A 26,324-nucleotide genomic window follows, 5' to 3' on the forward strand; every position below is an offset into this window, starting at 1 on the left:
GCCAGGAGCGACCGACCATCGAAGTCCTCGTCTCTGGAAACGCTTCTCGAACCCATGCTGTCAAAGTTCCACGACCTGGATAGCCCAACGCCCTCATCGTCGCAGAGATACAGCGATCGTGAGTGCGGTAGTGTTCAAGCGCCGCCTGCTTCCGGGCCTCAGAAAACTTCGGTGCGCGAGCCACACAACCAACACGCAGGTCTTGATGTTGCTGGTATTCGCGATACCAGTTTCTCAGCGCATTCTTTGTCGGATAACCCAATTGGCGGATCGTCGCCTTAACTCGCTTGCCAAGCTGGATATACAGCTCAACGGCGCGAATTCTGTCTGCATGGGAATACATGAACTACCTCCTGGTGGTCCAAGTTTTAGTCCGCATCCCCGCCCGCTCTGGAGAAGAATGGCGTCATAGCAGCGACGGAATCATCGCTTCTTGCTGCCTTCGACGCCTCACGGAAACTGATCTACGATGCCGCTCGCGAGGTCTATTCACAGGCTCGGCAAACTTCCTATCGCATCACCGTGGAGGTGAAGTAGCTTCTTATGCAATGATTGAGCCGATCTGCCGTCGCAATTCAGCCTCAGTTGCTTTGCTCATATTTAAAGCGCATGGTGCATGTCTCGACAGCTTTTGAAACGGGCGCTGTCGGTTGCGAGTGCATACTCCAGCCCCAATACAAGGAGGACGAAATGTCTTCCAAAATTATCAAGCCCTACCTTGGACCTACCGACTTTCGAATGATGCGTGAAATACTGCGACGCGCCGGCTATCGGCTTTACGATACAGCAGAAAACCGTGCCGCTCACATATCCGCAGCAAGGCTACTCATTCAGGAATTTCAATCTGGACGCTCACCATCGTGAGCGATGCCGCAGCTTTCTCGGCAACATGCCCGTGAGAACGTGGAAGTATCTCCAGCGGTGATTTGAACCATCACTGGATTGGTCCGGTATGAAAGAATTAGTTAATTCCTCAAAAACAGGAAGTTTTCAAAATGCCCCGTGGTCAGAAAAGAAGTAACCGAGAAATAAGAAAGCCAAAGAAAGATAAGACGAAGGAGAAAACTGCGTCAACAGATGTTGTTTCAGGTCGCTTTCCTACTCCTGCCAATGATTTGATCAAAACCAAACGGCATTAGTTATAGCTGTGTCTCCCACTTTGCTTGGTGAGGAGACACAGCCCCTATCGGGGGTACAATCATGCCAACGTCTACATTTAGTTCAATAGGCAATTTGTATTGCGAAGGAAAGAACCTCGGTTCTGTTGGCTACCGTATTTCCATACTCACGGAAGGTGAGAAGACGTTTACAAAGGGCGTCTTGTGGGCAAGCATGGATATACTCCGGCAAGCTTATCTAGGAGATCTTGTTCAGTTATCATCGGAAAAAGGCAACGGCTTGCTGAACGTAGATGTAAATAACGTCGGAATACATGGAAATGCTGACTTCATTATAGTTGGAAAGCAGACGTTTTAGGACATCGCATACCAGTACTTAATAGACGTAGGAACCGAGCACCCACGCGACCAATCCGATGTCGATGCATATGATGAGAAATGCGATCAGATACACGCTCAATTTACGATCCAAAGATTTTTGGGCTGACATTTTATCCTCGCCAGATTGATCACGTGTCATTGAGACGATGCCAGCCCGGTAAGTTCCTCGTGAAACAGGCCTCTCGATCCCCACTCGAAGTCGCCATATTCAGCCCGACGTCAGGAAACGCGGATTATCAGCCATGGGCCAACCTCAATCGGAGCCGCTTTCGAGGAGGCCATCGCAAGACCAAGGATTTTGCAGTGACTTGCGGGGCCGTATAGCCACCCTCATTCTCCCAGGCTTCCAGTTCTCTTTGATTGGATTGTGATAGCCGTTGGGCGCGGATTGCCAAAAGCATATCCAGCATCTGCACAGGATCATGGCTTCCGGCGCTGAAAATTTCACAAAGGTGTTTGGCGGCTTCCAGGCGAATCTCTGGTTTTTCGCAACCCTCCAGCGAATATCCGGAACGTTGCAGGAAAGCACGAAGCGAAGGGAAATCTTCTGGGCCAAAGTAGGATAGACGTGAAGCGGAAGACATCGCATGTCCCCTTCATTTTGGGGCAGGAGATTGCTCTCTCCCAACGACAGCGCCCGTTTCAATTGCTGTGCATAATAAACAGTGCGCCTTTTCGAATTAAATCGCAAGCAGACATCTGACATTTATTTATTTAAAAATAATCGGCTCAGAATTTTTATTAGATAATCGTGAGCCGGCGAAAATCAACGCGTTGCCTTATACTTTTGCATCTTCTCAATTTCATGAATGAATTTTTCCGCATACTGCGCTGTATTAACGTAGTTCAGTTCATTGGAGCCAAGAATATGATGATGCGTGAATACTGCTTTAAGTCGATCCAGAAATTTGGGTTCGGTCTCGGCTAGATGCCCGATGAGAACCTGAAGTATCTGCTCATGTGCAAGAACCTTTCGTTCTAGAGCTGTGGTGTCATTAGCCATTGCGTTTGCTCCTCGGTAAAGAATGACGTGGCGACCGGGTACGTGAGAAACCGCCGCAAGAACGCCGGAGAATATTCGCAAGCTGCGACCAATCTTTAGATGGAGAAGTCATTTGTTCATGAGCATTTCTGAGATCGCTTCTGCTGGCCGTCGTGTCCTCATCGTGCCGTGGACGTACAGAAACAGTTTCCAAATTGATGCTACGGGTAAGTTGTTTACTCATTATAGCCTCCTGGGTCGGTTTCCCGGCCACATTAAAGCGCCTTGGCGAGTTCGTTGCCGCACGCAGTAGCGAGCGCGGTATTGGGTTGCTGTACTCCCAACGGTGTCGCCCACCCTGTCTTCTCGATAAAAGTACGGCGGGAGTAAGCTGGTGCGGCCTTAAAATCAGCCAGGATGTTTACAACGGCCGGATCGTTTTTCGATTTTTCAAGACAGTAAGGCGTCAGAGCGAGTGCTACCCCGTCGGTCGTGTTGGATGCAATCAGGCGCTCAGAAGTGCCTTGTGTGACCCACCCACCTACGGAAAACCCGATAGCAATTGCCGCAATGGCACCAACCGATGCGCCGCCGAGTGCGGGCTTTAACCATTCAAACTTGTTCATGAAGTATCCGATCTTCAATGATCGAACGCACATAATTATGCGTTGGATTTTGATTATAGCACCAATGCAATCAACTTTTGCGAGAATTCTTTATAAATTTTAATTTTAAGTTGTTTTTCGGTGCCAAATTGAGTTCTTGTGCCTACATCATTTTCCGAGCCGAGCAGGCGTTCACTGCTAGTACCCACCTTTTCCAAGCGTGGCTTTACTGGTTGGGAGATTTAACGGGCTTTGCAGAATATAGATTTCGGTGTGCTCGTTATTGAAACATAGCCGCCACCAGCTTGTTGTGCTGAGAATGATAAAGACGTTGGGCACATGACAGACTTTGCAAAACCATACCTTTCGGCGAGACGATTTGCTGCGGGCGTGAGACCTCGTGATCTCCCATCGCAAGCTATAGCAGAGGCGTTGAAAGACGGTTTGAGAGTGACGTTCTCCAACAATAATGAAGACACGTTTTCAGAGCTTTTGGCGCGCCCCGACGCTGCAGAAAAAAATATAGCGAGTGAATCGCCGCTTGATTTTCTCGCTTCTAAAAATAAAATTCGCTTGCCGATGACATATGACTTCCAGCCTCGCACGATTTTCGCTGCGGGGTTCTTTTTACATTATAAAATCACGTTTTAATAAAATGAAAGTCCTGATCTTGTAGAAAGCGTTGGTTAACGCTATATGACACGCATCGACTTTGTTATCGAACGACGAGGCTAAAATTCAAAGCCCTTCTTTTTCTCTCAAATCGTATAACTCGCAGCGAATTAATTTTCGTTATTATTTAACCGTTCGATTTGAAGGATATTCAATATGACCAACGGAACAGTAAAATTCTTTAATGGCACAAAAGGCTTTGGATTTATTCAACCTGATGATGGCTCGCCGGATGTGTTCGTTCATGTTTCGGCTGTTGAGCGTGCGGGTTTGCATACACTCAATGAAGGCCAGAAAGTAAGCTTCGAACTCGTTGCCGATCGCCGCTCGGGCAAGAAGGCTGCCGATAATCTTCAGGCTCTTTGATAGGGCAATGATATTGTCTCCGGTCTTTGACCACGGATGTACTGGCATTGCTCGTTGAGACAATTGGAAGGTCGGGTCTGCCCGACCTTTTTTATTTGGCCCTGTTTTTCTGACCCGAATGCGGATCCAACAGCCGGAAGGACAGTATAAGATGGGTGAGCCCACCAAAGAAACGCTCTTCAAGCAGCCTCGCACACGTATGGAAACAAAAAACGCTGTGACCGACAAGACTGCCAAAGGCATTCTGGAAAACGAAAGAGCAGCAGTTGACGCAAAAACCGTCCGGCTCCGAGCTGCGCGTTTGGAGCGCGAGCGCAGCAAATTTTCAAAAGAGTAGGATAGAAATTGCAGGTACTCGTTAGAGATAACAATGTCGACCAAGCACTCCGTGTACTAAAAAAGAAATTGCAGCGCGAAGGTGTTTTTCGTGAAATGAGAGAACGCCGCGCTTATGAAAAGCCGTCAGAAAAACGCATCCGCGAGAAAGACGAAGCCATCCGTCGCGCTCGCAAAGACGCAAAAAAGAGAGCGCAACGCGAGGGCCTTTTGCCAAAGCCGAAACGAAAGGCCGCGCCGACGCGGCCACGAAATGCGGTGACCCCAATTCTTAATAGCGACTGAGTTGCTTTGTTGGCACAGCGATGAGGTGGCGACCGCCATTTATGCGGTCGCCCCTAGGTATTCGGCACGCATTTTAGTTCGGTGAAATTAATGGAGCAGTGATCGCGAGGTCGATCACTATAAGCCTGTTCGCTACATATTCCATTTTGCACGCAGGCCAACCCCATGCGATTCTCGCTGCGATGAGCTCTTTTGGTGCTGACCAATGCGGTGCTTCTAGCAATCGTTGGACATGTGCAAAAATATCTGACATACAGGCGACACGAGAACAAAAAAGCAACATTCCTAATTGAGATTTGAAACGATTATGGCCATTAAGTTTACGAGCACTCCTGACCGCCCTGTAGAACCTAAGATTGGCAGGCTCTCAAAAAAGAAGAGCCAGACTAAGGCTGATAGTAATCCGGAGTTGGATTTGAACAATGACGGAAAGTAAGATTAGATGACCAATGCGCGGCTTATCGTGGTTGCGGCATTCGACCGTAACGGAGTTGGAGAGTTAGTTCCGGCGTTCGAACCTATGGCATTTGAAACAGAGGGCCGCGCTTTACGTGAGGCACAATCGCTGCAGGGTAAACATGTCGGTGTAGTCGCATGGAGCCGCGAAGCCGATCCCGATGTTGGAGAATATGGACCGCCTGCGACACTGTTTCAATGCGGCGATATACCTGACATGGAATAAGGTTTCATAACGCTCCCGAAGGGTGCCGGTCTCGCGTCTTTCTCCCCAAACTAATAGCAAGTCCGCACTCGCACATTTGGATCGAGCCTTTGATCTTAAAAGGACGACCAAACGTATTGGATGGCGCGCCCGTCAAGGACAGAGGAAGATCATGCTCAACGTGCTGCGTAAGGCGCCACATCCAGGCGAGTGCAGGCATCAAGGCGAACGTTCGCATATAGTTACGGAATGGCTTGTATAGATCGTACATGCTCAGATATTGAAACAAATAATGCCGAAAAGCATTTGGTTTTCGCCAACTGCACCTGTGGCGGAATAGACAACAGCCTGTCTATAGTGCGATTCTCATCCCAATACGTAACTTTTGCGTTTCACGTACGCTAATGGCGCAGTCTAAGTGTCTAAGTCCAAGTTGCTGTAACTCTTCACTGTCTACTTCCGGTAATCGAGAATGGAATTGGGACGGTCGCAAAACTGTCGGAAGGCATCATAGATGGCAGTCGCGCGCCGTGTCAGCAATCTTTTGGGCGACAACTGAAATCGGACCGACCGACTAGGGCCTCATCCCGGTCCTTAGCGGCAAAAACTCCGACGTCCGCTTTCAGTGCTGGGTGTCCCAGCAGCGGATAGTCGGCTATCGGCCCCATTGCGGTCGCAATGGACTTTGACGCTCATTGAAACTGGAACCTTTTAGGAGCCATATTGCGGCTGGGCAAACTAAGTGAATTTGGGATGGGACGGGTGTTACCAATCAAAGTAAAAATTATAATACCGGTTGTCGCTGCAACGCTTCTACTCGCCGGATGCAGTTCTCAACCGTCTTTGGACAGTGAGCGTATCGTCGCTAGGCTCCAATTGAATGTTGGAGCGGTCGAAGCCTTTTCGGACATGTTTCCAGAAGTGCATTGGGACGAAATTTGTCATATCGAAGCATACGACAATGCCGTGCAAGCTTTATGGCGGCACGGCAGAGGTGACTTTCGTGGTTACGACGTCACACCTCGTTATCCTGTTCCAGAGGATGCCAACGGCATCTTATTGATTGATCGCACCCGACGGTTCATCTATCTCATTATCATCCCCTTTAGTGACTATAAGCATGACATAAGGGTTATCAGGGGTCCGATCTGTCTGCCGAAAGCCGATGCGTTCTATCGAACAAAAGCTGTGCCAGCGCGCAATGGCAGCTACCGAGAATTGACATTTATAGATAACCGAGAAGAATGATGATCGGTCATCAGCGCGTGCGTTAAGGCCAATGGCAATGCAATCATATTTGCGCTGGTATCCAACGGGGTCGATTTCGAGTACTCGCCAGGTTAATGACATTGCAGACTTCAGCGGACGACTCATTTTCCAGTGATTGACGAAATTCTTGACTGGCAATCAGGTGGTTATGCCGACAGCTCATTATGCCCCCTTCAGCACATTTTTTGGCCGAAGCGGACTTTCTGCTTCCGGTCCCCTTCAAGACCGTGTCACCCGTTCGAGCTCATCAAAATGGCGGATCAAGCGGATGGCGTTATACTCTTTTTAACTGTGAAAGGGCTCATAAAGAGCAGCGCCAGCTTTGAGGGCCGCTAGCTTGAGCCGCTTGTCTCGGGTCCAAAGTGATGTGCGCTGATCAAGTAGGACAGAAGCGAGCAAGTGGGCATCCGTGTAGCCAATACCCATGCTAAAAACGCTATGCCTCTCAATGAGAGTCATAACCTCGTCGTGGGTTGCTACGATAGTCTCACGCTGTGCGCGGAGAAAAGTTAACACAGCGGTCCTGTCGCGTAGGCTGCCCAAAGCAAGTTCGCCAATGACTGCCGGATGGCAAAGCAGAAGATCGTTACCAATAATTTTTACAAGATCGTTATCACCTCGGCGGAAATGATCAATCCAAATGGAAGTATCTGCTAATATCACTTATTCACTGAGCTCCGACGGCGGGGGGCGGCTTCAGCGTCCGGCATGGTACCTCCAAGAGCGATAAGCCGTTTACCAGTCTCGACGCGCACAAGTGCTTCTAACGCTTGGCGGACCAAAGCGGCTGTCTCCTTTGTGCCCGTCAGGGATCTGGCTTTTTCCAAGAGATTATCATCAAGATTAATGGTTGAACGCATAAAATTACCTCCTGCAGTTGAGTCAGTTTATCACCAAATGGTGCTAATTTCAACACCTAGGTTGTCACTCTGATTAACATGACGTGGCTATCGTAAGTTGTTATGAGGAGGCTCGGCATTCCCACAGTTCTGACTGGTAATCTACGTCCTTAAATGCCCTATCCTGTTAGATTACAAGCTTTCAAAATATCGGAGATTGGGGTAGGTCTGCTGAAATCTTTACGTCGAGGAAAAAACGTGCCTGGCAACAACTCAGATAGTCATGCCGAGACGGCTTTGCCAGCAGAGCAATATACCGTACCTCCCGTTTCCCGTGCTATTTCGGTTCTGCGTTATATTGCGGCTGGCAATAATTGTCGCAATATCAGTGTCGCTTCCAAGGCCCTTTCGATCAATCGCACGACGATGCTCAGACTTATCAATACGTTACGTGAAGAACGGTGGATCGAGGAGATCGCGCCAGGAGCAGGTTATCGACTTGGTCCTGATCTGATTTCGCTTGCTGCGGCAGGTATCAACGAACGGGACATTGTCAACGTTGCCAGACCCATATTGGCGAAGCTCTCCGAAGCACTTGGCTTGTCGTCGCATCTGGGAATGCTGGATAAGCGAGACGTCATCTATCTCGTACGCGAGAGCCCCAACGCTCATCTGGTAAGCAATGTACGTGTTGGTACAAGATTACCGGCTCATGCAACAACGATGGGTCGTGTATTGCTATCGCAATTGACGCGGGATGAAATCGAAAAACTTTATGCCGACGAGGAGTTGATCGCCTATTCCGAGAACACGCCAGCAACACTGGACGCACTGGTTCTTCAGTTGAAAATAGAGCGCGAGCAAGACGTGGTTCGCAACGTCAACACCTTTGAAAAGGGCATTGGCTCCTGCGCTTGTGGGGTCCACGACCACACTGGTAAAACGGTAGCAGCGATCAACGTGATCGGGCCGGACTCGTATTTTCGATCGGGTAAGTCTCAGCAACAAAAAATTGAAAAAGCCTTGCAAGCAGCGGCAGCTGAAATCTCGAAAGGTCTTGGCTACCAATCCAGGTGACATTCCAGGTTTGAGCCCAAGGCAAGCTGTGTCCGGCTTTTCTGATCAAAATACCCGCCGCCGATCACGAGTTGTGATGGCGGCGGGGCTATGATCAGGCTTAAAAGGCTGTTTCAGTCGCCTTATAGGCATAGACCCAGTCAGCATTACCCTTTTCTTTCAGCCAGTCATTTGCCAAAGAGTTTTGCTGTACGCGGGCGGTGCGTTCCTTACGTGCTGTTTCGAACGCGACCAGAGCATCATTGACGGCGTTGCTTGACTTGTTCTTAAGGGCACGGGCCAGGACCACGCCGTCTTCAATCGCCATGCAGGCGCCTTGCGCCATGAAGGGCACCATGGGATGAGCGGCATCGCCCATAACTGTCACGCGGCCCTTTGCCCATTGCGCCATGGGATCGCGCACATGCAAGGCTGATCTTGTGACTTGTTCGCAGGCATCGAGCAAGGCGCGCGCTTCGGGGTGGAAGCCTTTATACGCTTCGCGCAGCTCGTTCACGTCGCCGGGTAAGGTCCAACCTTCTTCCACCCAGTCGCTTTGTGGTATGGTTGCGAAAACAAAAATCTCTTCTCCTCTCGTAAGCGGAAAAGTTACAATCTGATAGTCAGACGTTGCGCCCCACCATTTGGTGAATGCATCGAGATTGGGAAGTGACGCAGCTTTGTCTCGCGGGAAGGCCGCTCTGTAGGAAACAAGTCCGGTGAATTTCGGCGTATCCGGCCCAAAAAGTGCGGTGCGGACAACGGAGTGGATACCGTCAGCGCCGATGACCACATCAAAGGACTCACGTGTTCCGTCCTGGAAGACAAGCCACGCCTGATCGTCGTCTTGTTCGATCGAGCTAATCTTTTTTCCAAATTGAACCGCTCCGTTCGAGAGCTTCGCTTCCAGCGCAGCGAGCAGATCGGAACGATGAATGGTCAGCTGTGGCGCACCATAGCGATCTTCTGCTGCAGAACTCATTGGAAGACGTGATGTTTCTTCGCCTGTGTCCCAAGTGCGGCTGATGCGATAAGTGGGACGTGCAGCGGTTTTACGCAACTCATCTCCGATGCCGAGACTATCCAATGCGTGCACAGCATTTGGGGTCAGATTGACGTCTGCGCCTACGCGACCATATTGAAGACTGCGTTCAAAGACTGTCACGCTATGTCCATCGCGCTGTAATGCCAGCGCCGTGCATAAGCCGCCAACTCCACCCCCACAAATTCCAATTTTCAACTTCGACATTTCGGTCTCCTGTTCTTTTAGTTTTTACGCCCAGACATAGCCGAACGACATGTTAAAGGTTTCGGGGGGCAAGCTGTTCTGGTTACGCTGTGCATTGCGCAACCACAGGCGGCCATGGACCTGGGCTGCATCAAAATCGGTTTCATGTGGGAGCTGGCAGTGATCACACCACAACCCACCCATGAATTCGGCTCCTTTGAAGAGCGCGGATTGAACGAAGCGGGCATTTTGCAATGCGAAGTTACCGTAACTGACGATGTTGCTAAAATCGCACCGCTCATCGAACCGAGCGCCATCGAAACATGCGACACCGCGAAATTCCGCGTGGTTTCCGATGACCGGTTGCAGAAATGTTGTGTTTTCAAAACGGGCATCATTGTCGAACTGGCATGATCGCAGCTCAAGACCGGCTTCGAAGGTGGCGCCTGCAAACCAGGATATTCCGCGAAAGTGGGTTGCCTTAAGGGTGACAGGCCCCTTGAAACACGCGCGTGAAAAATCGACACCGCATAAAGAAAGTCCCGACAGATCGAGCGCCTCATGGCATGTGATGCCGGAAAAATCTTCATACTGACCATGTTCCCATGGTTGCGTAAGCCGTGTTTTGATGGCGCTGGCGTCAGTCATCAGGCGTCCACTACAGTCTTTGTCAGCGAGACAACGCGTCTGGCCCAAGGCAAGGCCAGATCGTCAGACATGTCTGTTCCGGACGCGTCGTGGGTTAAGCGCTCACCGATCTGCCTTGCTCCTGCACCCACCAGAATATCGCAGACTTGTTTGCTGCCAAAATTATACGTTTCGGTGTAACTGCTGTCCCCCAGTCCGAAAATACCAAACAGAACTGTTGACAGGTCCGGACGCGTTTTCTCGATTGCTTGAGCAAAGGGCTGTGCCGATGCTGGCAATTCGCCATCGCCATAGGTTGAGCAGACGATCAGATAGAGGTGGTTGCCGTCGAAGTTGGCCGGATCAAAATTCTCCAGATTGCTGACGACCACATCATGTTCGCTGGAGAGATCGGTACTGATATCTTCCGCCAGCATTTCAGCGTTTCCGGTTTCAGTTCCGTATAAAATGGTGATGTCCATGACAGTATCCTCTTATACTTGCTGGGCTTGACCGTTGGCGATCGACAGCATTTGAACATGGTCGGAGATTTTCTGGCGGCAGCGCGCTGGCGGAGCCGCCGCAATTTCCGCTGCATCGATAAGCTTCCAGCCTTGATAATCGACGGCATGCGGATGATGCCTTGCAAATTCCCGGCGGCCGGGCTTGCCCTGCGAAATTTTTCCGGTTGCAAAGTCATCCCCGATGCGGTTCGCGACTACAATAGCGTCAGCTCTGTTTTCGGGGATTGTTCCTGTAGGGCCGCGCCTGAACCAACCACATGCATAGAGACTTCCGGCAATCTTACCTGAGGCGATGTCTTCAGCGTTGTCTATCAGCGCGTTTCGCGACTGACTTGGACTGTCTTCGAAGCCAATCGCCTTGATGAGACTGTTGCAGGGAATTTCCATCTGCTCACCGCCCGTTGTTGAGGTGAAACGTGCATGCGTCAGCGATCCATTGGCTCCGCATAATTGGACGGGTGTCCAACCGAAATGGAACTCAATTGTTTTCTCTGCCTGATCCGATCCGCTACCGTCGACGGTGCGTAAATCATCCAGCAGCTTTTGCGCTTGCGCATCATTGTTCGCGGTGAGTGGATCGTGAACCCGGATTTTGACATTCTGCAACCGACCCAATTCACGGATCATCACAGAATCGAACTTTGCATAAGCGGCGTCAGACCTTCCAACGACACTGATATGCCGGATACCGGACTCGGCGAGGCCAGCAAGGTGATGCCCGCCCAAATCAGATCCTTCGAATTCGTCGTGAGTCTTGGCCAATAGCCGCACCACATCGATGGCGACATTGCCATTCCCGATGATGACTGCATTCGGTCCCGATAGAACTGCAGGCCCTGCGCTGAAAGGGTGGTCATTCCACCAACGAGTCAGTTCACCTGAACCGATGACGCCGTTGATGTCTTCGCCCTCAATATGAAGGGATCTGTCCTGCGTCAATCCAGTCGCGATGACCACGACATCATAGAGTGTTTCCAGCTCGTCGATTGTAAAATCGACACCCAGTGTCAGATTGCCGAAGAAGGCGACATTGCCTTGTTCGAATAGCCGCGCAAATTGCCGGACAATGCTCTTCGTACCCTGATGATCGGGCGCGACGCCATATCGAACAAGACCATAGGGGACAGCGAGCCGATCAATCAGATCGACTTCACATTCTGGGAGCGTCTTAGTCAGTGCCTGAGCCAGAAAACAACCGGCTGGTCCCGCGCCGACAATTGCGACGGTGAGTGCCATTGCGCGTCTCCTTATTCACCCGGCCCATGGGTGCGGCAAGCCAGTCAAATCCTGATAGATTGCTTTCTGTGCCATATAGGCAAGAAGACCGGCGCGGCCTTTTTCACGTCCTACGCCACTATTCTTTTCGCCGCCGAAAGGGGTCGAAATGGAAAACTGCTTATAGGTGTTGATCCAGACGGTGCCGCTATTAATAGCCCGCGCCACGCGCCAGCATTTCGCAAAATCCCTGGACCAAAGACCACAGGCAAGACCATATTCATTGTCGTTGCCGAGCCGGATGACATCGTCCTCGTCATCGAACGGCATCACCACCAGAACAGGTCCGAACACTTCCTCTCGACAGATACGTGCATCATTGGCCACATCGGAAATGATTGTCGGAAGATAATAAGCACCATCTTCCAAGCCGTCGCCTACCGGTACACTGCCGCCGCAAAGAACCGTTCCACCATCTGAACGTGCCATATCAACATAACCAGCCACAGCCGTCTGATGGTCGCGGTGGATCAATGTGGACACGCGTGTCGTCGGATCGAAAGGATGGCCAACCTTGAGCTTCTTCGTTGCCGCGACCAGCCTGTCGAGGAAATCGGCATAGATTGATCTTTGCACGAATAGTCGCGAACCCGCGATGCAGCTCTGGCCGCTTGAAGAGAAAATTCCGAAAAGAAGGCCCGCGATTGTCTGATCGATATCAGCATCTTCAAAAACGATGGTTGGCGATTTTCCGCCAAGTTCCAACGATACGGGCATCAGTTTTTGTGCAGCTTTTACAGCAAGTGCGCGACCCGTCGATGTGCCGCCTGTAAAGCTAACCTTAGCGATATCAGGGTGCTCCACCAAGAGATTACCGATTTCGCGTCCCGAACCCGGAAGCACAGAGAAAAGACCCTTGGGCAGACCGGACCGCTCAACGATACGCGCCAGTTCAAGGCTGACAAGCGGCGACCACGACGCTGGCTTCAGCAGAACGGCGTTTCCCGCCGCAAGCGCTGGGGCCACTTTCTGCGCGTCGGAGGCAATGGGAGAATTCCACGGCGTGATAGCTGCGACCAGTCCCAGAGGTTCATGGACGGAGAAGGTCAGATAGTCGCCTCGCTGAGCCGTCAGCGTCTCATCATGTGTCTCAAGAACGGCGCCAAAATAGCGAAATGTACCCGCGGCCGACAATGCGAGTGCGCGTGTTTCTTGAAGCGTCTTGCCGGTATCGAGCGTTTGAATCAAGGAGATGCGATCGGCACTGGCTTCAATGCCGTCTGCGATGGCATAGAGATAGCGGGCGCGCTGATGCGGTTTTAGATTGCGCCAGGCAGGATCGTCCTGTGCTGCTTTCGCGCGTGCAATCGCCCGCTCGCCATCCGCAATGGAAGCTCCGCGCAGAACGCTGTTTAATGTGCCGTCCGCAGGGAAAACAGACGTGATCTCTTCGCCACTACCAATTTCCCATTCACCGCCGATGAACAGACGCTTGTCACTGAAATCGATCTGGTTTCTGATATTCATATTGTTCATATCACAACTCGCTGTGCCCGGTTCAAAACAGCGCGGAGCACGCTGTAGACGGTTGTTACAGAGGTTTTTGCGTTGCTCGAAGACGGCAGATTCTCGATCTGCATGCGGTATTTTGCGACGGATGCTTCGACCGAATACTCGTGCAGATTGCCTTTGGCGAACGGGTCTGCGATCAATTCGACCTGCGTATTCTCAAAGCCCAAACCGGCAAGCGCCAGTGTGGCTGCGACATTGGCGTTCTTCGGATACATTTGCGCCGCCTGCCGGGCATTGCCTTTGAAGAACACCACTGGTTCGGATACGTCCGCGAGTTTGATAACATCTTCTGCGGGTGTACCTGTCCAAGCCGCTGGTGGCTTTCGCCCGCAATAGGTTACGGAGTTCAGCCCTGCGTGCCGCAACGACGCCAGAATGTCTATCCCGCCAACTGCGCCTGCGGGAAGAATGATCTGCCCACGGCCAGCGTCGGCCGCCGTGCGCAGAAGTTGCTCGGTTTGTCCATCGGCCAGTGCACCGATGGAAACGATGATGGTATCCACTCCTTGTTTCACGAGCGTTGGCACGAATTGGCAAACGGCCGCATGGCCCGCACATTCCACGACCAGATCTGGCCGCTCAGCAATGAACGCGTCGAGCGAGCCAAAGACTTTTGTGCTGCCCCAAGTGGGAGAAGCGTCTTCATTCAAAAGTCGTTCGGTTTCTTCCAGCTGGTCTGGAAGCGTCAGCACGTTCAGGCATTCGAGCGGTGGCATCTCTTCCTTGCGGAGAAGCTCAACGAGCGTGCGTGCAATATTGCCGTATCCTATCAGACCGAGACGCATTATTTTTCTCCTGCGGCACCAGCAGGCGGACCAGCGAAGGATTGTCCGAATGGACCTATTGCTGTCATGTCGACTTCAAGAACTACCGGTCCGTCCATCGCAAGGGCCTGATCTAGCACACCACCAAATGCGTCGATGTCATTTACCTTGAGGTGAGGCATACCGATAGAAGCGCATAGTGCGCCGAATTCCGGCACGGCGACCTTGGAATAATGCCTGCGGGAACCGTATTGGGCGTCCTGAATGTTCTGGATAACGCCATAGGCCTGATCGTTCATGAGAACATAGACAAGATTTGCATTTTCATCGACCGCGGTGATCAGTTCCGCCAATCCGAGCATGGTGCCGCCATCGCCCAGAAGCGTGACTGCTTTCTTGTCCTTCGAGGCAATTGCCGCTCCGATGCCCATCGAAACGCCCTGACCGATACCGCCGCCCAGTGCATGAACCCCAAGGTTAGGCGCAGCGATCTTCACGTAGCGGTTTCCAAAAGTGGAGTTTGAGATGGTTACGTCTCGTACCCATGGATGGGCACCCTTTTGAACACGTTCCAGCAACTCTTCTGCAATAGTCTGGTATGGCCCAAGCACATCGCGTAAACGACCTTCACCCTTGGCACGTGCTGCAGCAATATCGAAAGCCAGATTGGAATCGACATCAAGCTGTTCGGGCAGAAGTGCCAGCAGGGCTTCCAGTGTCAAAGCCGCATCGCCATGGACAAATAATTCGACCGGATAATTGCGCCCGCCCTGAAAGGCATCTGCGTCGATCTGGATCAGTGGTGTCGGCAAACGCATCTTATTATTTTGCGTTTCATTGCCACGCAAACGCGAACCAACAACGATCATGAGGTCGCAGCTATCATAGATATCCTGTGACTCTGGCGTCATGTTGAAAGCACCCAGATTAGCCGGGTTTTCTTCCGACACGACACCGCGACCATTGGTGCTGGTAACGACACCGAAGCCACGGCGCGCAAGTTCAGTTGCCTCTTTTACGGCGTTACGAGCGCCGCCGCCAAGCCAAAGAAGTGGCCTTTTGGCTTTCAATACCAGTTCGGCTGTTTCCTGTACGCTTGCCGGGTTTGGCTCAACACGAACTGGGCGAGGCGGATGCGCACGTCTCCATGGCTTTGCCGGTTGTCTTTGAATGTCGACGGGCACTTCAAGACTGACAGGCCCCGAAGGTGCGCTGATAGCGCTTGTAACGGCGGCAGTGAGGGCGCCGATGGCACCATTCGCGTCCCACATACGGAAATAGGATTTTGAAACACCTTTCAGCATATCGGGTTGCTTGGGCACATCATGGATTGCAGCGCGATCACGGTCGGCGAACTCTGTATCAACCTGAGTGGTGATATGGAGTACGGGCGAACCGGCGGTAAGCGCCTCGACTTGCGCACCGGCGGCGTTGCCTGCGGCAGTACCGGTCGAGGTAATTGCGACGCCAAGCTTGCCGCTGACGCGGGCATAGGCGTCTGCCATGTTCATCGCACCCGCTTCGCCGCGTGCCGGAACAAATCGTATTCTGTCCTGACGTGCGACTGCATCGAGGATTGGCATATTGTGGATGGAAATCACGCCAAACATGACTTCCACACCGATGTCCGCCAGATATTCTGCGATGAAATCGCCTACCGTCTGCGCGTCATGAAATGTGTCGATTTTCATATCGAGACCTCTCTAAATATATCGGGAAAGTCCGCCGGACACTTCTAATTGCGCACCGGTGATGTAACTGGCTGTAGGGCTGCCGAGGAAAGCAATGGCTTCGGCGGCTTCTTCGGGCAAGCCGAGACGTTGAAGCGGAATGCCCTTGCGGTCGGCGAGGGCGGCGAACCATTTTTCGCGGGTTTGCGCCTTGTCTTCGCGAGCCTCAAAGCGACGTTGCCATTGCCCGGAATCCACAAGACCGATCAAGATCGAGTTGACGCGGATATGCGGTGCAAGCTCAACACTCAGCGACTTGAGCAGGTTCTGCACTCCAGCACGCGCTGAAGAGGTGCAGACCATGTGGGGTTCAGGTTGGTAGGCCAGCAACGAGTTGACCGCAACGATTGCGCCTCTTGCCTCTTTCAGCAATGTCTCGAAGGCCCGAATGGGATAAATCTGGCTAAAGAGCTTCAGTTCATATTCGGCGCGCCAGTCAGCGTCACGCGTTTCGGCAAAAGTGGAAACCCGTCCCTGACCTGCATTGTTGACGAGCAGGTCACAGCGACCAAAACGTTCACTGATTTCATCAGCAAAGCTTACAACCGCTTTTTCATCCAGCACCGAAAATGCGCGGGAAAAAACGCGTTCGGGGCCGAATGTTTCGGCGAGCTGTTCCGTCACAATCGCGAGTTTCTCGGGCGTTCGTGCACAGATGCCAACGGAGCCGCCTTGTTGCAACAAAAGTTTTGCCGTTGCCAATCCGATACCGGATGAACCGCCGGTGACGACAGCCACACGGTCTTTAAATCGAGTGTTCATGGTCATTTTCTCAGTTCAGGGAAACCGGGATCGGGACGGCCCTGCATAACGGCACGTTGAGCGGCGGTGGGAGGGCCTGCGGTCATCCAACGGTCCATTTTCTCAAGATCGTCTCGCGGCCAAACCTGAGCTTCATGCGTGCTTTCGTCGATTTGCTGAAGTTCAGAAGTGAACTCAATGACAAAGCCGGAAGGCGATACGAAATAGGCAAACGGATTGTCGCCCGGTCCATGACGCCCTGGTCCCCAGGTGGCGATGTGCCCTTTCTGCTTCATGCGGCCGATGCCACGCATGAAGTCATCGATTGTGGGCATTTCGAATGCGACATGATTGGCGCTAGGATAGTGAGCGCGAACAAGCGCAATCGAATGGTGGTCCGTGTTGCAGCGCAGAAAGACCATCTGATCCGCCGAGTAGTCACTGACGCGAAAACCCAGCACATCCGTATACCAGTTCTGGGTTGCATCCATGTCCGGTGTATTGAGAACCACATGGGACACTTTGGCAGGGAGAGCCTTGTCCGTCGTAATTTTTTCAACCGTGGCCGCGTCGCATCGGAATCGAAGACGGCGATTATCCGGGTCAAGAACCTCGAAACCGTAGCCTCCAACGAAATCATCGAACGGTGCAGGTTCCCCGAGAGGATTATAGCCGCAGCTGAGAATTTGCCGATGCAACGCATCCATCTGTGCGCGGTCTGGCATGAAAAAATGCACATATTCGATGCCGTGGGTGGCATCGTCTTTCAAGCCATAAAGAAACGGCTCGCTTCCGGTGCCGCGCAGAAGCACAGTGCCGTCTTCCTGATAGGAAACGGTAAGCCCCCAGTTATTCTCGTAGAATCCTACTGTGGAGGTTATCCCGGGCGCGCGCATCATGATGCCGCGCAATGCGCCGACCCGTATCTTCTCATGGTTCGTATCAGCCATAAGCGTTTTCCTTCTTCTCGGAGTTTCGCTGCAGTCGCACGCCACCCAACATTGCCGACAAGGTTCTCGCACTTTCGGTAACAAGCTCACCGATGCGGGTGCGTGCTGGAGATTCAGTTTGAAAATGGCTTTCGTGCCCGGTCACATTGATGCCGGCGACGGGCTTTCCATAGCGGTCCAGAACAGCAGCGGCGCAGGAGCCCAATCCTTTTTCAAAGTTGGAGTGGCTCCACGCCAGGCCAAGGATACGGTCGTCATTGACCTGGGTGATCAGCTGTTCGACGCTCAATGCGGTTTTCGAGGTATATTTTTCGAAAACGACATTTATCAGTATCTCACGGACCTCTTCCGGGGGCATGTGACCGAGTACAATGCGCCCTATCGTTGTGGCATAGGATGGAAAGCGTTTGCCGACACGAACGTTTGAGGCGAGATGGACGTTGGGCGTCGCCTTCAAGAGATAAACGATTTCCGAGCCGTCCAGAATGCCAAGGTGGCTTGAAAGCTGCGTTTCCTGTGTGAGCTTCTCAAGCACAGGCCGTGCATGCTCAACAATGTCATGGGTAAACAGGGCGTCGCCTGCAAGCCCGATGAGACCGATACCGAGATGATAACCGTCGGCTCGTTTCTCAAGAATTCTTTCGTCGAGCAAGGTTTGTAGCAAGCGGATCAAAGTTGTTCGATTGAGACCCGTATCGATGCCGGCTTTCTGGATATTCTGACAACGATTTCCGGCTGCGATATACCGCAGTAATACGAAGGCACGTTTTACCGGTGGCACGACATAGAGTGGACCATTCATCAGATCATCGTTCATCGTTGCCCCCAACCTCGCTGATAATGAAGTTGGCGACCTCTTTCGGCGCCTGCTGGTAAACCGCGTGTCCCGCATTGGCGAGCGACACGAAGTTACGGCGTTGTGCATTAGGAATTGCGCTATAGGTGGACTGGCTGTTTTTAGGCGGTGTAATCTGGTCGTCACTGCCCGTTAACACCGAGGTGGGGATGGTGAGCTGTAGGCAATCTTCGACGAGCTTGCCGGAAGCCAACATACGCACTGCTTGCGTATAGCCCGGATTGGAGACTTTGCTCATTGTATTGCGAATGCGCTCGACCAATAGCGGATGCTCTTCAGGACGATGCACAAGTCTCGCAGCACGTTTCGCGGCAAATGCCTGCGGGCCGCTTTCGGCGAGATCTGTCAGGCGGGCTTGAGCCTGTTCCGACAACGACCCGCCGGCTTTCACGCCATGTCCAAGCGCACATGACGCGAGCATCATACGGCTCACTTTGTTAGGATAGGAAACGGCAAAGGACGCCGCGATCAGCGTACCGAGAGAATGGGCAAACAGGTTGATTTTTCTGATCGAAAGCGCGTTTGTCAGCCCCTTCAAACTCATGGCGTAATCGCGCGCAATTGGCCACTCAATGGAGAGTGGAGCGGAGCCGCTATATCCCGGAACGTTCCAAGCGACCACATGCCAGTCGTCGGGCAAGCACGGTAACAATGCGTCAAAAGATTGCGCATTGCTGCCAATGCCATGCAGGCATACCAACACAGGTCCTGGGCCTTTTCTTTCCAGATAGGCTATGCCCGATGAGAAAGCTGGTTGAAAACTCATTTCCGATCTCAATTGAAAACAAAACCGTTGTTGACCGGCATAATCTGGCCTGTGAGCGTCAGGGCGTCCTCACTAACGAGAAACGCCACGACACCAGCGATGTCTTGGGGGGATTGTGGACCTGGAACGGCGCGACCGTCGCCATAAAGCTGGTGACGTTCCGCAGGTACATAATCTGTAGAGCTGGTGGTGAGAATTCCGGGCGCGACTGCTGTGACACCGACACGATCGGGACCCAGTTCACGCGCCAACGATCTGGTCATAGAGATGACGGCGCCCTTGCTGGCTACATAAGACATAAGCCGAGGCGCGCCCCACAGAGCGGTATCTGAAGCAACATTCACGATGCGACCCGATCTGCTTTTCCGCAGGAGCGGCGCGCAGGCCTTCACCATCAGCCAGGTGCCCCGAACATTCACCCGCTGCACCTGTTCCCAACTATCCAACTCGATATCTTCAAACGCGATGCCGCCGATCCCTGTTGCGATGGCCGCATTATTCACGAGCCCGTGCAGGGATCCATGAGTGACAGATATTTGCTCAGCCAGCTCATAGATCGACTCCGGGTTGCCAAGGTCGACATGGAGGGAGGTTGCTGCACCCTCCTTTGCAACGATCTGTGCAGCAGTGTCGCGTGCGCCATCAATGTCGATATCGGCGACAATCACATGTGCGCCGTGGTCTGCGCATCCCAGAGCCAAAACTTGGCCCAGGCCGCGGGCACCGCCGGTCACGAGTATTGTGCGCCCTGTCAACATCAATTTGCTCCCACGCTTTCAGCGGCCAGTTCGGCTTCGATCTGCGCTTTGGCGGCACGGGTCAGATGCTGACGGATACGCGATACGCCCAAGTCGTGCTGGTACAACATCTCGCGGCGGCGAGCGTCGTCGGGCATTCCTTCGAGCATGACCCGATCCTGTTCCAGAACGGCCCAATGATGCGGTTCAAGCTTGGCGCGGTAGAGAAAGCGCCAGCTTTCGCGCGCCAAACCGGTCACGGCACGCATGCGCCAGAAGAAGACTTTGCAGCTGCGCTCATCCAGCGGCGTGACAAAGCCGACAATGCGCATATTGCCGCCCGGTCCCGCTGCCTGCGGGTAGGGGATGTCAAGGAAACAGAACAATGTGCCGGGATGGATACTGAACTCTGTCCAGTCGAAATTTTCGCCTAACTGACCTACGCGAGCGATACGGAAACCGTCATCTGTCTTGTCAAGCTGCATCAAGTCCTGCTTTGCGCCAAACGCAAGCGTGAAACTCTCCGCATGCAGGTAACAACCGTGCATGGGGTCAGCGAGGTTATCAATGGCGTAGCGATAGTTGGTGTTCCAAACTGAGGTACAAAGGAAGCCGGTCCATTCATCACTCGTGAACTCACGCGGAAGAACCAGTTCCGGCGCCACTGGCTGCTCTACACTGGGAATATAGACAAAGACCGCATCGTTGGCCTCAGTCGTCTGGAAAGATTGCAAAGCCTTGCGACCCTCCAGGGCACAGTCTGGCATTGCTGGAACCCGCTTTACAACACCTTCCCCGGTTACGATAACGCCATGGTAACGACAGCCGATATCGCCATCATGGATTTCGCCGTAAGAAAGCGGTGCGCCGCGGTGCGGGCAGAAATCTTCGATACATTGGATGTCGCCATCAGTCGTGCGCCACAGCACCACGTTCCGACCAAGGACTTTTGCTCCATATGGCTTCGTGGCTTTGACTTCCACGGACTTTGCAACCGGATACCACTGGCCATACAAGCCCTTGTTCACCCGGTCTTCAATCATTGTCTTCTTATCGATCAACGTCATCACCAAACCTCCAGAAACTTGTCGAGTGCGTATGAGACGCGATTAGAATTCTTTTCGTGGGAGATAATGGAGTACGCGCTCTTCAATACGAACGAGAGCCGAGTAAACCAGAATGCCAATGAGAGTGAGCAGGATGATCGAGACGAACACCATGCCGGCATTGGCTTGTCCGCCACCATAGGAGATAAGAAAGCCCAACCCGGTATTGCCGCCGACAAGCTCACCGACCGTCACGCCAATGACTGCAAGGGTGGAAGCAATGCGTAACCCCGCCATGAGATTAGGTAGAGTGGAAGGCATTTCTACCTTCCTGAAGATTTCCCAGCGCGTCATGCTATAGGCGCGTGCCAGATTGATCAGGTCGCGATCGACGGTTTTCATGGATTGCAACACATTGACCATCACCGGGAAGAAAACGACCAGCACTGTCACCAGCAATTTGGGCATTGAGTTATAGCCAAACCACATGATGAACAGGGGTGCGAAGGCGACTTTCGGAGCAATCTGGAGCGCCAGAATGTAAGGCGACAGGACTTTTTCCCAGTAGCGAGACATGCCGAGTAGATACCCGATGATCGCTCCAAGCGCGCTGCCGATCACAAAACCCAAAACGGTATAGATCAGAGTGGAGATGAAGTTCGCGAGCAGATCTTCCTGACGCCACATGCGGAGACCTTCGATGATGGTCTCGGAAAATGTCGGGATGATATAGCTTGGTGTTCCAAGCGCTGGCGGCAAATATTCCCACAACAGTATCAGAATAGCCAGCACCGCGCCGGTCATGATGTAGGTGCGTCCAAAAACCGTTCTGAAAAAGAACTCTGATAGAGTTTCGTTGCGATCTGCTTCCTTCAAGGTGGCGTCGCTCATTGGTTCACTCCCCAGAGATGAATGCGTTAGTAAAAGTCTCTTCGATCGGAGCAGCCTGACGAACAATCTTGTTCTGGACGTAAAAATCCTGAACTTTCTTCATTCGATCCGGATCGAATGTCCCCCTTGGACGATCTCCAGCCGGTGGGTAAACAAGCTCGACATAGGAGCGCATGATCGCTTCGATTTTGGCCTCATCGCCTTTGTGGCGAGGGACGGCGACGACATAGTCTTTCGCGGCCTGAGCTGGATCTTTCTCGATATCATCAATGGCGCGCAGGACGGCGCTAACGACACCCTTTACCACGGCTGGTCGTTCTTCAATTGTCTTGTCGGAAGCGATAATTGCTTGTGCCAAGGCCGGAAAAACACTGTCAACTGGTGCAGACTGCACCTCGATACCTGCATCGCGTACGGATGCAATCCATTCCGGCACTGCAGACATGGCATTAAGATCACCGGAAATCATCAGCTGAACGATGCCGCCCGCACCTACCGCCTGAATGCTGGCATCGTTGCGCGAGAGACCTTCGCTCGCCAGTACACCAAGAACATTGTAGTAAGTTGTATCCTGAAAATCGAGCACCCCGATCTTCTTGCCCTTGAGATCGGAAAGGCCCTTAATATTGGCATCGCTGCGCCAGGCGATCTGTGTCAATCCGCGTCCGCCGAGCAACGCAACTCCGCGAACAGGCAAGCCATTGGCTCGAACGATAATCGGGGTATCGCCGATGCCGCCGCCCATATCCGCATTCCCGACCGCGACCTGACGTGCGACGTCCGCGCCGCCTTTGCCCATTTGGAAATCGACATCGAGGCCGGCTTCGGTGAAATACCCCTTGGACTTGGCCAGTTGGAATGGTGCGAATGCCGGAAGAAAGTCAGGCGCTGGAAACAGATAGGTGACTTTTTCGGCGGCGAACGATGAGCTGGCCGTAGCAAATAGCACGGCTGCCAACGCGAGTGTTTTCAGGCGCTTTCTCATTCCAGTTCCCATATTTTTTGTTGAATCAGGCTGCTTTTTCTTCCAGCCGCAAGAGGGCGAAAAGCTCGGCCGCAAAGTCGTTGACCTGTCGCAATTTCCGGCGTTCAAGCGGGCGATCGCGATGTGGGAGATCAATCGTGATTTCGGTAACGACTGATGCGGGTCTTTCGCTCAACACCAGAATTCGATCTGACATGAGGACGGCTTCCGCAAGGTCATGCGTGATGAGAAGCGTCGTTCGGCCAGATTCTTTGATGGTCTTCGCAAAGCTGTTCTGCAGAACCAGCTTCGTCTGCGCATCAAGTGCAGAGAACGGCTCATCAAGCAGCACGATGTCCGGATCAATCGCGAGAGTGCGGGCAAGGGCAGCGCGTTGGCGCATACCGCCCGAAAGCTGGTGGGGGTAATGGGATTCAAAGCCAGCAAGCTGGCAATGCTCGAGTTCGCTCATTGCACGCTTGAGGCGGTCCGCCTTTGGCACACGCCTGGCTTCCAGGCCGAATTCAATATTGCTGATGATGTTTCGCCATGGCAGCAACAGGTCCTTCTGCAACATAAACCCGACTCTTGGGTTGGGTGCAGTGACCAGGTTTCCATTCAGGATAACTTCGCCTGCGGTCGGCTGATAGAGACCTGCGGTCATGCTGAGAATTGTGCTCTTGCCACAGCCGGATGGACCGACGACAGAAACGAACTCGCCTTCCTGTACACTGAAAGAAACATTGCTGACGGCAGCGAGAGAGGTGCCGCTATTGGTTTGGAATTTCTTCGTGACGTTCCGAAACTCAAGCGCCATAACCGTTTTCCTTATAGGCGGCATCGAGCTCGGCGTTGATCAACTTCAGTTCGTTCTCAAGTTCTTCGAGGGTCCATTGCGAACCACCGCTGTGCGGCTTGGCGATTTCCAGACGGTTCAACTCGCCAGCCAAAGCCTGAAAGTCGTGACCCATCTCGGCGTAGAAAGCACTAATCACGTCGGCAAGCGCCTGTTCGTCAGGCGTCATCGCTCTGCCACGGCATTGGTGCGCCAAAGAAGCGCTGCCCGTAGCTTCCGCATGTCGGGAAAGCATGTCGTTGAACATGTCCAATAGCGTTCTCCTCTTTGCTTGTGTGTTCTATATTGAACACTTAATTCATATTTGATCTTTTTACAAAACGATACCGAAGTCAATCTGCCTTTGGAAACTTTCTCGTTTTAAAACTGGTTTGAACGTCAGGCCATCATCGTAGGAGCTAAATAGTTGCTCCGCGCACGGGTGCGCGGAGCGAGATAAACGGCAGTAAAATCAACGCTTTTCGAAGCGAACAGTTTCTGGACCGGATTCTCCGATGACATGCCAAACAGTCGCAGGTGTCACGGAATTGTTATAGAACCAGTGTGCCTGTCTGGCTGGCGTCTTCAGGAGATCGCGGGCACCGAGTTCTACCTCGACTGTCTCGCCATTCTCTTCCCAACCGACCGTCAGCGAACCTTCGAGAACAAGATAGGCGTCTTCGACATTGCGCGTGAAGGGCTTAACTCCGACCTTGGAAGGAATGCCGAGCATTTCCTTGCGGCAGGTGTCGTGAGTGATGCCGCTCGATCCCACATAGACCTTACGGGTGAAACCGGCATCTTCCCAGATTGTCGGAAGTTCGGTGTTGCGGACGACATATTCCGACATCAGCTTCTGAAGCGGGTGATCGCCCTTGCGATCAAAACGCAGCGTCTTGCCGGGTTCGGCACCGAAGCTGCGGGCTAGTTCTGGCGCATGGTCTTTTGGATGGTAGTGATAGACGGGTGGCAGTGGCTTGCCCACATCCACAGAAATGGACATGAGTACGGGCTCAACGCCGTCTACACGGAAGCCGTGACCGATTTCACGGGCGTTCAGGATCATATCCTTAGGGCCGAGATTAACCTCCACGACTTCACCGTCGCGTTCCCAGCCAACGATCAACGTGCCATCGATGATGAGGAAGCTTTCCTCAATCTCATGCGAGTGACAGGCAGCGTATTTGCCCGGCTCTTTGTAAATGAGGCTAACAGTAAAATTATCCGGCTTCAGGGTGCTCGTGTCACCGGCCTTCGGCGATCCACCCGATCCGATATAGCGCATCTGGGCGCGGGACAATTCGGGGAAGCCAGCGTTGCTCGGAAAGGCATTCCAATCAAACGCCTTATCGGTGAAACGGCCAATACTCGCAGTAAGGCGTTCTTCAAGAGTAGGTGAATTTTGAATGTCCATGATCTTTTCCCTGGTTTGTGCTTCGGATGATTGCGGATAGGGAAAAGTTATGGCAGCATCGTTTTGATAGTAAGATAGCGTTTTACAGGCAAAACATAAAGGCAGAGCGTGTGTCAGTTGAGCAGAGAGAAGACCGCTATATCGTTCCGGGCCTCGTACGAGGTCTGCAAGTTCTGCGGGCCTTTACGCCTGAGCGTCCCCGCTGGACTTTGAGCCAGCTTGCCGAGGCTTTAGAGACAACGCGATCAGCTATATTCCGAACCGTTTACACGCTGGCGAATGATGGATGTCTTCTGCTGGATGAGCGTAACCACACTTACTCTTTGGGTCCAGCCGTATTGCGGCTCAGCTACGGTTATCTTGCAACGCGTGAGCTGGTCGAGGTGGCCACGCCTGTCATGGAGAGGCTTCGTGATAGGACTGGATGGGCGGCCCATATGGGTGTTCTGGATGGAACAAGTGTGCTCTACGTATTGCGGTTACCATCATTACAGGGGAATGCCAGCATCGTGCATGTTGGAAGCCGGTTACCGGCCCGCAGCACAACAATGGGGCGTGTTCTCCTCGCTGGACTATCAGAAGCGGAACTCATCCAGCTTTATCGCAGCGACAACGAAGCGACAGGTATCCAACATCGCTTCGATACCATCCTCGCGCAATGGAAGCGCGATGTCGATTCTCCGACCATTGTGCATTTGGGCGATTTTCAAATGGGCATAGTCAGCGTTGCCGCTCCGGTTCGCGACATGACGGGCGGGGTGGCTGCAGCGATCAATCTGAGTAGACAGGTGGACGGCGACGTCACTGATAAAATGAGAGACGCTATTATTGGCGAGTTGCAAGAGACTGCAAAGCGCATATCGACGCTGTTGGGCTGGCAAGGATAGAATACCC

The 26,324-nt window shown here is 52.7% G+C and carries 33 protein-coding genes and 1 pseudogene; 10 read left to right on the forward strand and 24 right to left on the reverse strand.

Annotated elements, in window-relative coordinates; all coding sequences use genetic code 11:
- A pseudogene (locus ACTJKP_RS18400) lies at window positions 1-343 on the reverse strand (IS3 family transposase); the annotation flags it as partial.
- A gap of 65 nt (window positions 344-408) precedes the next feature.
- Here ACTJKP_RS18400 and ACTJKP_RS18405 point away from each other — a divergent pair.
- The gene (locus ACTJKP_RS18405) at window positions 409-537 is read left to right on the forward strand and encodes a DUF1488 family protein (RefSeq protein ID WP_440631764.1); all 129 of its coding nucleotides are present in this window, start codon (window positions 409-411) and stop codon (window positions 535-537) included.
- 153 nt (window positions 538-690) lie between these two features.
- The gene (locus ACTJKP_RS18410; RefSeq protein ID WP_440631699.1) at window positions 691-864 is read left to right on the forward strand and encodes a hypothetical protein; all 174 of its coding nucleotides are present in this window, start codon (window positions 691-693) and stop codon (window positions 862-864) included.
- Window positions 865-1,735: 871 nt separating this feature from the next.
- Here the strand turns inward: ACTJKP_RS18410 and ACTJKP_RS18415 are convergent.
- The 3 genes from ACTJKP_RS18415 to ACTJKP_RS18425 all read right to left on the reverse strand — a co-directional run bounded on the left by ACTJKP_RS18415 (window position 1,736) and on the right by ACTJKP_RS18425 (window position 3,107).
- Window positions 1,736-2,083 carry a hypothetical protein gene (locus tag ACTJKP_RS18415; RefSeq protein WP_440631700.1) on the reverse strand — a complete coding sequence of 116 codons (348 nt, stop codon included), beginning with the start codon at window positions 2,081-2,083 and terminating at the stop codon, window positions 1,736-1,738.
- 182 nt (window positions 2,084-2,265) lie between these two features.
- Window positions 2,266-2,502 carry a hypothetical protein gene (locus tag ACTJKP_RS18420; protein WP_280992266.1) on the reverse strand — a complete coding sequence of 79 codons (237 nt, stop codon included), beginning with the start codon at window positions 2,500-2,502 and terminating at the stop codon, window positions 2,266-2,268.
- A gap of 254 nt (window positions 2,503-2,756) precedes the next feature.
- Window positions 2,757-3,107: a hypothetical protein gene (locus ACTJKP_RS18425; RefSeq protein WP_440631701.1), complete on the reverse strand. Its 351-nt coding sequence runs from the start codon at window positions 3,105-3,107 to the stop codon at window positions 2,757-2,759.
- A 318-nt stretch (window positions 3,108-3,425) separates the two neighbouring features.
- On the opposite strand from ACTJKP_RS18425, the gene ACTJKP_RS18430 reads away from it, so the two are divergent.
- The 6 genes from ACTJKP_RS18430 (at window position 3,426) to ACTJKP_RS18455 (ending at window position 6,654) form a co-directional block, all read left to right on the forward strand.
- Window positions 3,426-3,737 (forward strand): hypothetical protein, encoded by a 312-nt coding sequence (locus ACTJKP_RS18430; protein WP_440631702.1) that lies wholly within the window; start codon window positions 3,426-3,428, stop codon window positions 3,735-3,737.
- A gap of 177 nt (window positions 3,738-3,914) precedes the next feature.
- Entirely contained in the window at window positions 3,915-4,124 is a 210-nt protein-coding gene (locus ACTJKP_RS18435; protein ID WP_010660182.1) for a cold-shock protein, read from the forward strand.
- 151 nt (window positions 4,125-4,275) lie between these two features.
- Window positions 4,276-4,461 (forward strand): hypothetical protein, encoded by a 186-nt coding sequence (locus ACTJKP_RS18440; RefSeq protein WP_440631703.1) that lies wholly within the window; start codon window positions 4,276-4,278, stop codon window positions 4,459-4,461.
- Between the two features lie 8 nt (window positions 4,462-4,469).
- Complete coding sequence (rpsU, locus tag ACTJKP_RS18445; protein WP_440631704.1) at window positions 4,470-4,745, forward strand: 30S ribosomal protein S21; 276 nt, start codon at window positions 4,470-4,472, stop codon at window positions 4,743-4,745.
- Window positions 4,746-5,187: 442 nt separating this feature from the next.
- The gene (locus ACTJKP_RS18450; protein WP_140026398.1) at window positions 5,188-5,427 is read left to right on the forward strand and encodes a hypothetical protein; all 240 of its coding nucleotides are present in this window, start codon (window positions 5,188-5,190) and stop codon (window positions 5,425-5,427) included.
- A gap of 702 nt (window positions 5,428-6,129) precedes the next feature.
- Window positions 6,130-6,654 (forward strand): hypothetical protein, encoded by a 525-nt coding sequence (locus tag ACTJKP_RS18455; RefSeq protein WP_440631705.1) that lies wholly within the window; start codon window positions 6,130-6,132, stop codon window positions 6,652-6,654.
- Window positions 6,655-6,960: 306 nt separating this feature from the next.
- Here the strand turns inward: ACTJKP_RS18455 and ACTJKP_RS18460 are convergent, their stop codons facing one another.
- A complete protein-coding gene (locus ACTJKP_RS18460; RefSeq protein WP_010660356.1) occupies window positions 6,961-7,338 on the reverse strand; it encodes a type II toxin-antitoxin system VapC family toxin in 378 nt (125 codons plus the stop codon).
- Window positions 7,335-7,535, reverse strand: coding sequence for a type II toxin-antitoxin system VapB family antitoxin (locus ACTJKP_RS18465; RefSeq protein WP_010660355.1), 201 nt, complete (start codon window positions 7,533-7,535; stop codon window positions 7,335-7,337). The genes ACTJKP_RS18460 and ACTJKP_RS18465 overlap by 4 nt, the downstream gene beginning before the upstream one ends.
- Window positions 7,536-7,772: 237 nt before the next feature.
- On the opposite strand from ACTJKP_RS18465, the gene ACTJKP_RS18470 reads away from it, so the two are divergent.
- Window positions 7,773-8,591, forward strand: a complete 819-nt coding sequence (locus tag ACTJKP_RS18470) for an IclR family transcriptional regulator (protein ID WP_440631706.1) — start codon at window positions 7,773-7,775, stop codon at window positions 8,589-8,591.
- Between the two features lie 100 nt (window positions 8,592-8,691).
- Here ACTJKP_RS18470 and ACTJKP_RS18475 read toward each other — a convergent pair whose 3' ends face one another.
- From ACTJKP_RS18475 to ACTJKP_RS18560, 18 genes are all read right to left on the reverse strand, one after another.
- Window positions 8,692-9,819 carry an FAD-dependent monooxygenase gene (locus ACTJKP_RS18475; protein WP_440631707.1) on the reverse strand — a complete coding sequence of 376 codons (1,128 nt, stop codon included), beginning with the start codon at window positions 9,817-9,819 and terminating at the stop codon, window positions 8,692-8,694.
- A 24-nt stretch (window positions 9,820-9,843) separates the two neighbouring features.
- Window positions 9,844-10,446 (reverse strand): pentapeptide repeat-containing protein, encoded by a 603-nt coding sequence (locus ACTJKP_RS18480; protein ID WP_440631708.1) that lies wholly within the window; start codon window positions 10,444-10,446, stop codon window positions 9,844-9,846.
- The gene (locus ACTJKP_RS18485) at window positions 10,446-10,907 is read right to left on the reverse strand and encodes a flavodoxin domain-containing protein (RefSeq protein ID WP_440631709.1); all 462 of its coding nucleotides are present in this window, start codon (window positions 10,905-10,907) and stop codon (window positions 10,446-10,448) included. The genes ACTJKP_RS18480 and ACTJKP_RS18485 overlap by 1 nt, the downstream gene beginning before the upstream one ends.
- 12 nt (window positions 10,908-10,919) lie before the next feature.
- On the reverse strand, window positions 10,920-12,185 hold the full coding sequence (locus ACTJKP_RS18490) for an FAD-dependent oxidoreductase (RefSeq protein ID WP_440631710.1): 1,266 nt from the start codon (window positions 12,183-12,185) through the stop codon (window positions 10,920-10,922).
- A gap of 15 nt (window positions 12,186-12,200) precedes the next feature.
- Window positions 12,201-13,700, reverse strand: a complete 1,500-nt coding sequence (locus ACTJKP_RS18495) for an aldehyde dehydrogenase (RefSeq protein ID WP_440631711.1) — start codon at window positions 13,698-13,700, stop codon at window positions 12,201-12,203.
- Window positions 13,697-14,521 (reverse strand): aspartate dehydrogenase, encoded by an 825-nt coding sequence (locus ACTJKP_RS18500; protein WP_440631712.1) that lies wholly within the window; start codon window positions 14,519-14,521, stop codon window positions 13,697-13,699. The genes ACTJKP_RS18495 and ACTJKP_RS18500 overlap by 4 nt, the downstream gene beginning before the upstream one ends.
- Window positions 14,521-16,191 (reverse strand): thiamine pyrophosphate-binding protein, encoded by a 1,671-nt coding sequence (locus ACTJKP_RS18505; RefSeq protein ID WP_440631713.1) that lies wholly within the window; start codon window positions 16,189-16,191, stop codon window positions 14,521-14,523. The genes ACTJKP_RS18500 and ACTJKP_RS18505 overlap by 1 nt, the downstream gene beginning before the upstream one ends.
- A gap of 12 nt (window positions 16,192-16,203) precedes the next feature.
- Window positions 16,204-16,992 (reverse strand): SDR family oxidoreductase, encoded by a 789-nt coding sequence (locus tag ACTJKP_RS18510; protein WP_440631714.1) that lies wholly within the window; start codon window positions 16,990-16,992, stop codon window positions 16,204-16,206.
- A gap of 2 nt (window positions 16,993-16,994) precedes the next feature.
- Window positions 16,995-17,921 (reverse strand): VOC family protein, encoded by a 927-nt coding sequence (locus tag ACTJKP_RS18515; protein WP_440631715.1) that lies wholly within the window; start codon window positions 17,919-17,921, stop codon window positions 16,995-16,997.
- The gene (locus tag ACTJKP_RS18520) at window positions 17,914-18,738 is read right to left on the reverse strand and encodes an IclR family transcriptional regulator (RefSeq protein WP_440631716.1); all 825 of its coding nucleotides are present in this window, start codon (window positions 18,736-18,738) and stop codon (window positions 17,914-17,916) included. Before ACTJKP_RS18520 ends, ACTJKP_RS18515 begins: the two co-directional genes overlap by 8 nt.
- Entirely contained in the window at window positions 18,728-19,543 is an 816-nt protein-coding gene (locus ACTJKP_RS18525; RefSeq protein WP_440631717.1) for an alpha/beta fold hydrolase, read from the reverse strand. Before ACTJKP_RS18525 ends, ACTJKP_RS18520 begins: the two co-directional genes overlap by 11 nt.
- A gap of 8 nt (window positions 19,544-19,551) precedes the next feature.
- A complete protein-coding gene (locus ACTJKP_RS18530) occupies window positions 19,552-20,301 on the reverse strand; it encodes an SDR family oxidoreductase (protein WP_440631718.1) in 750 nt (249 codons plus the stop codon).
- Entirely contained in the window at window positions 20,301-21,347 is a 1,047-nt protein-coding gene (locus ACTJKP_RS18535) for a Rieske 2Fe-2S domain-containing protein (protein WP_440631719.1), read from the reverse strand. Before ACTJKP_RS18535 ends, ACTJKP_RS18530 begins: the two co-directional genes overlap by 1 nt.
- Before the next feature lie 42 nt (window positions 21,348-21,389).
- On the reverse strand, window positions 21,390-22,217 hold the full coding sequence (locus ACTJKP_RS18540) for an ABC transporter permease (RefSeq protein ID WP_440631720.1): 828 nt from the start codon (window positions 22,215-22,217) through the stop codon (window positions 21,390-21,392).
- A gap of 4 nt (window positions 22,218-22,221) precedes the next feature.
- Window positions 22,222-23,202: an ABC transporter substrate-binding protein gene (locus tag ACTJKP_RS18545; protein ID WP_440631721.1), complete on the reverse strand. Its 981-nt coding sequence runs from the start codon at window positions 23,200-23,202 to the stop codon at window positions 22,222-22,224.
- Window positions 23,203-23,227: 25 nt separating this feature from the next.
- Window positions 23,228-23,998, reverse strand: a complete 771-nt coding sequence (locus ACTJKP_RS18550; RefSeq protein ID WP_440631722.1) for an ABC transporter ATP-binding protein — start codon at window positions 23,996-23,998, stop codon at window positions 23,228-23,230.
- Complete coding sequence (locus ACTJKP_RS18555; protein ID WP_440631723.1) at window positions 23,988-24,284, reverse strand: recombinase-like helix-turn-helix domain-containing protein; 297 nt, start codon at window positions 24,282-24,284, stop codon at window positions 23,988-23,990. The genes ACTJKP_RS18550 and ACTJKP_RS18555 overlap by 11 nt, the downstream gene beginning before the upstream one ends.
- Before the next feature lie 204 nt (window positions 24,285-24,488).
- The gene (locus ACTJKP_RS18560) at window positions 24,489-25,430 is read right to left on the reverse strand and encodes a cupin (RefSeq protein WP_440631724.1); all 942 of its coding nucleotides are present in this window, start codon (window positions 25,428-25,430) and stop codon (window positions 24,489-24,491) included.
- 26 nt (window positions 25,431-25,456) lie between these two features.
- On the opposite strand from ACTJKP_RS18560, the gene ACTJKP_RS18565 reads away from it, so the two are divergent.
- Window positions 25,457-26,317, forward strand: a complete 861-nt coding sequence (locus ACTJKP_RS18565; RefSeq protein ID WP_440631725.1) for an IclR family transcriptional regulator — start codon at window positions 25,457-25,459, stop codon at window positions 26,315-26,317.
- The last annotated feature ends 7 nt before the right edge of the window (window positions 26,318-26,324 follow it).

It is taken from the genome of Brucella sp. 22210 (assembly GCF_052045675.1).
In the GTDB taxonomy this organism is placed as follows: domain Bacteria; phylum Pseudomonadota; class Alphaproteobacteria; order Rhizobiales; family Rhizobiaceae; genus Brucella.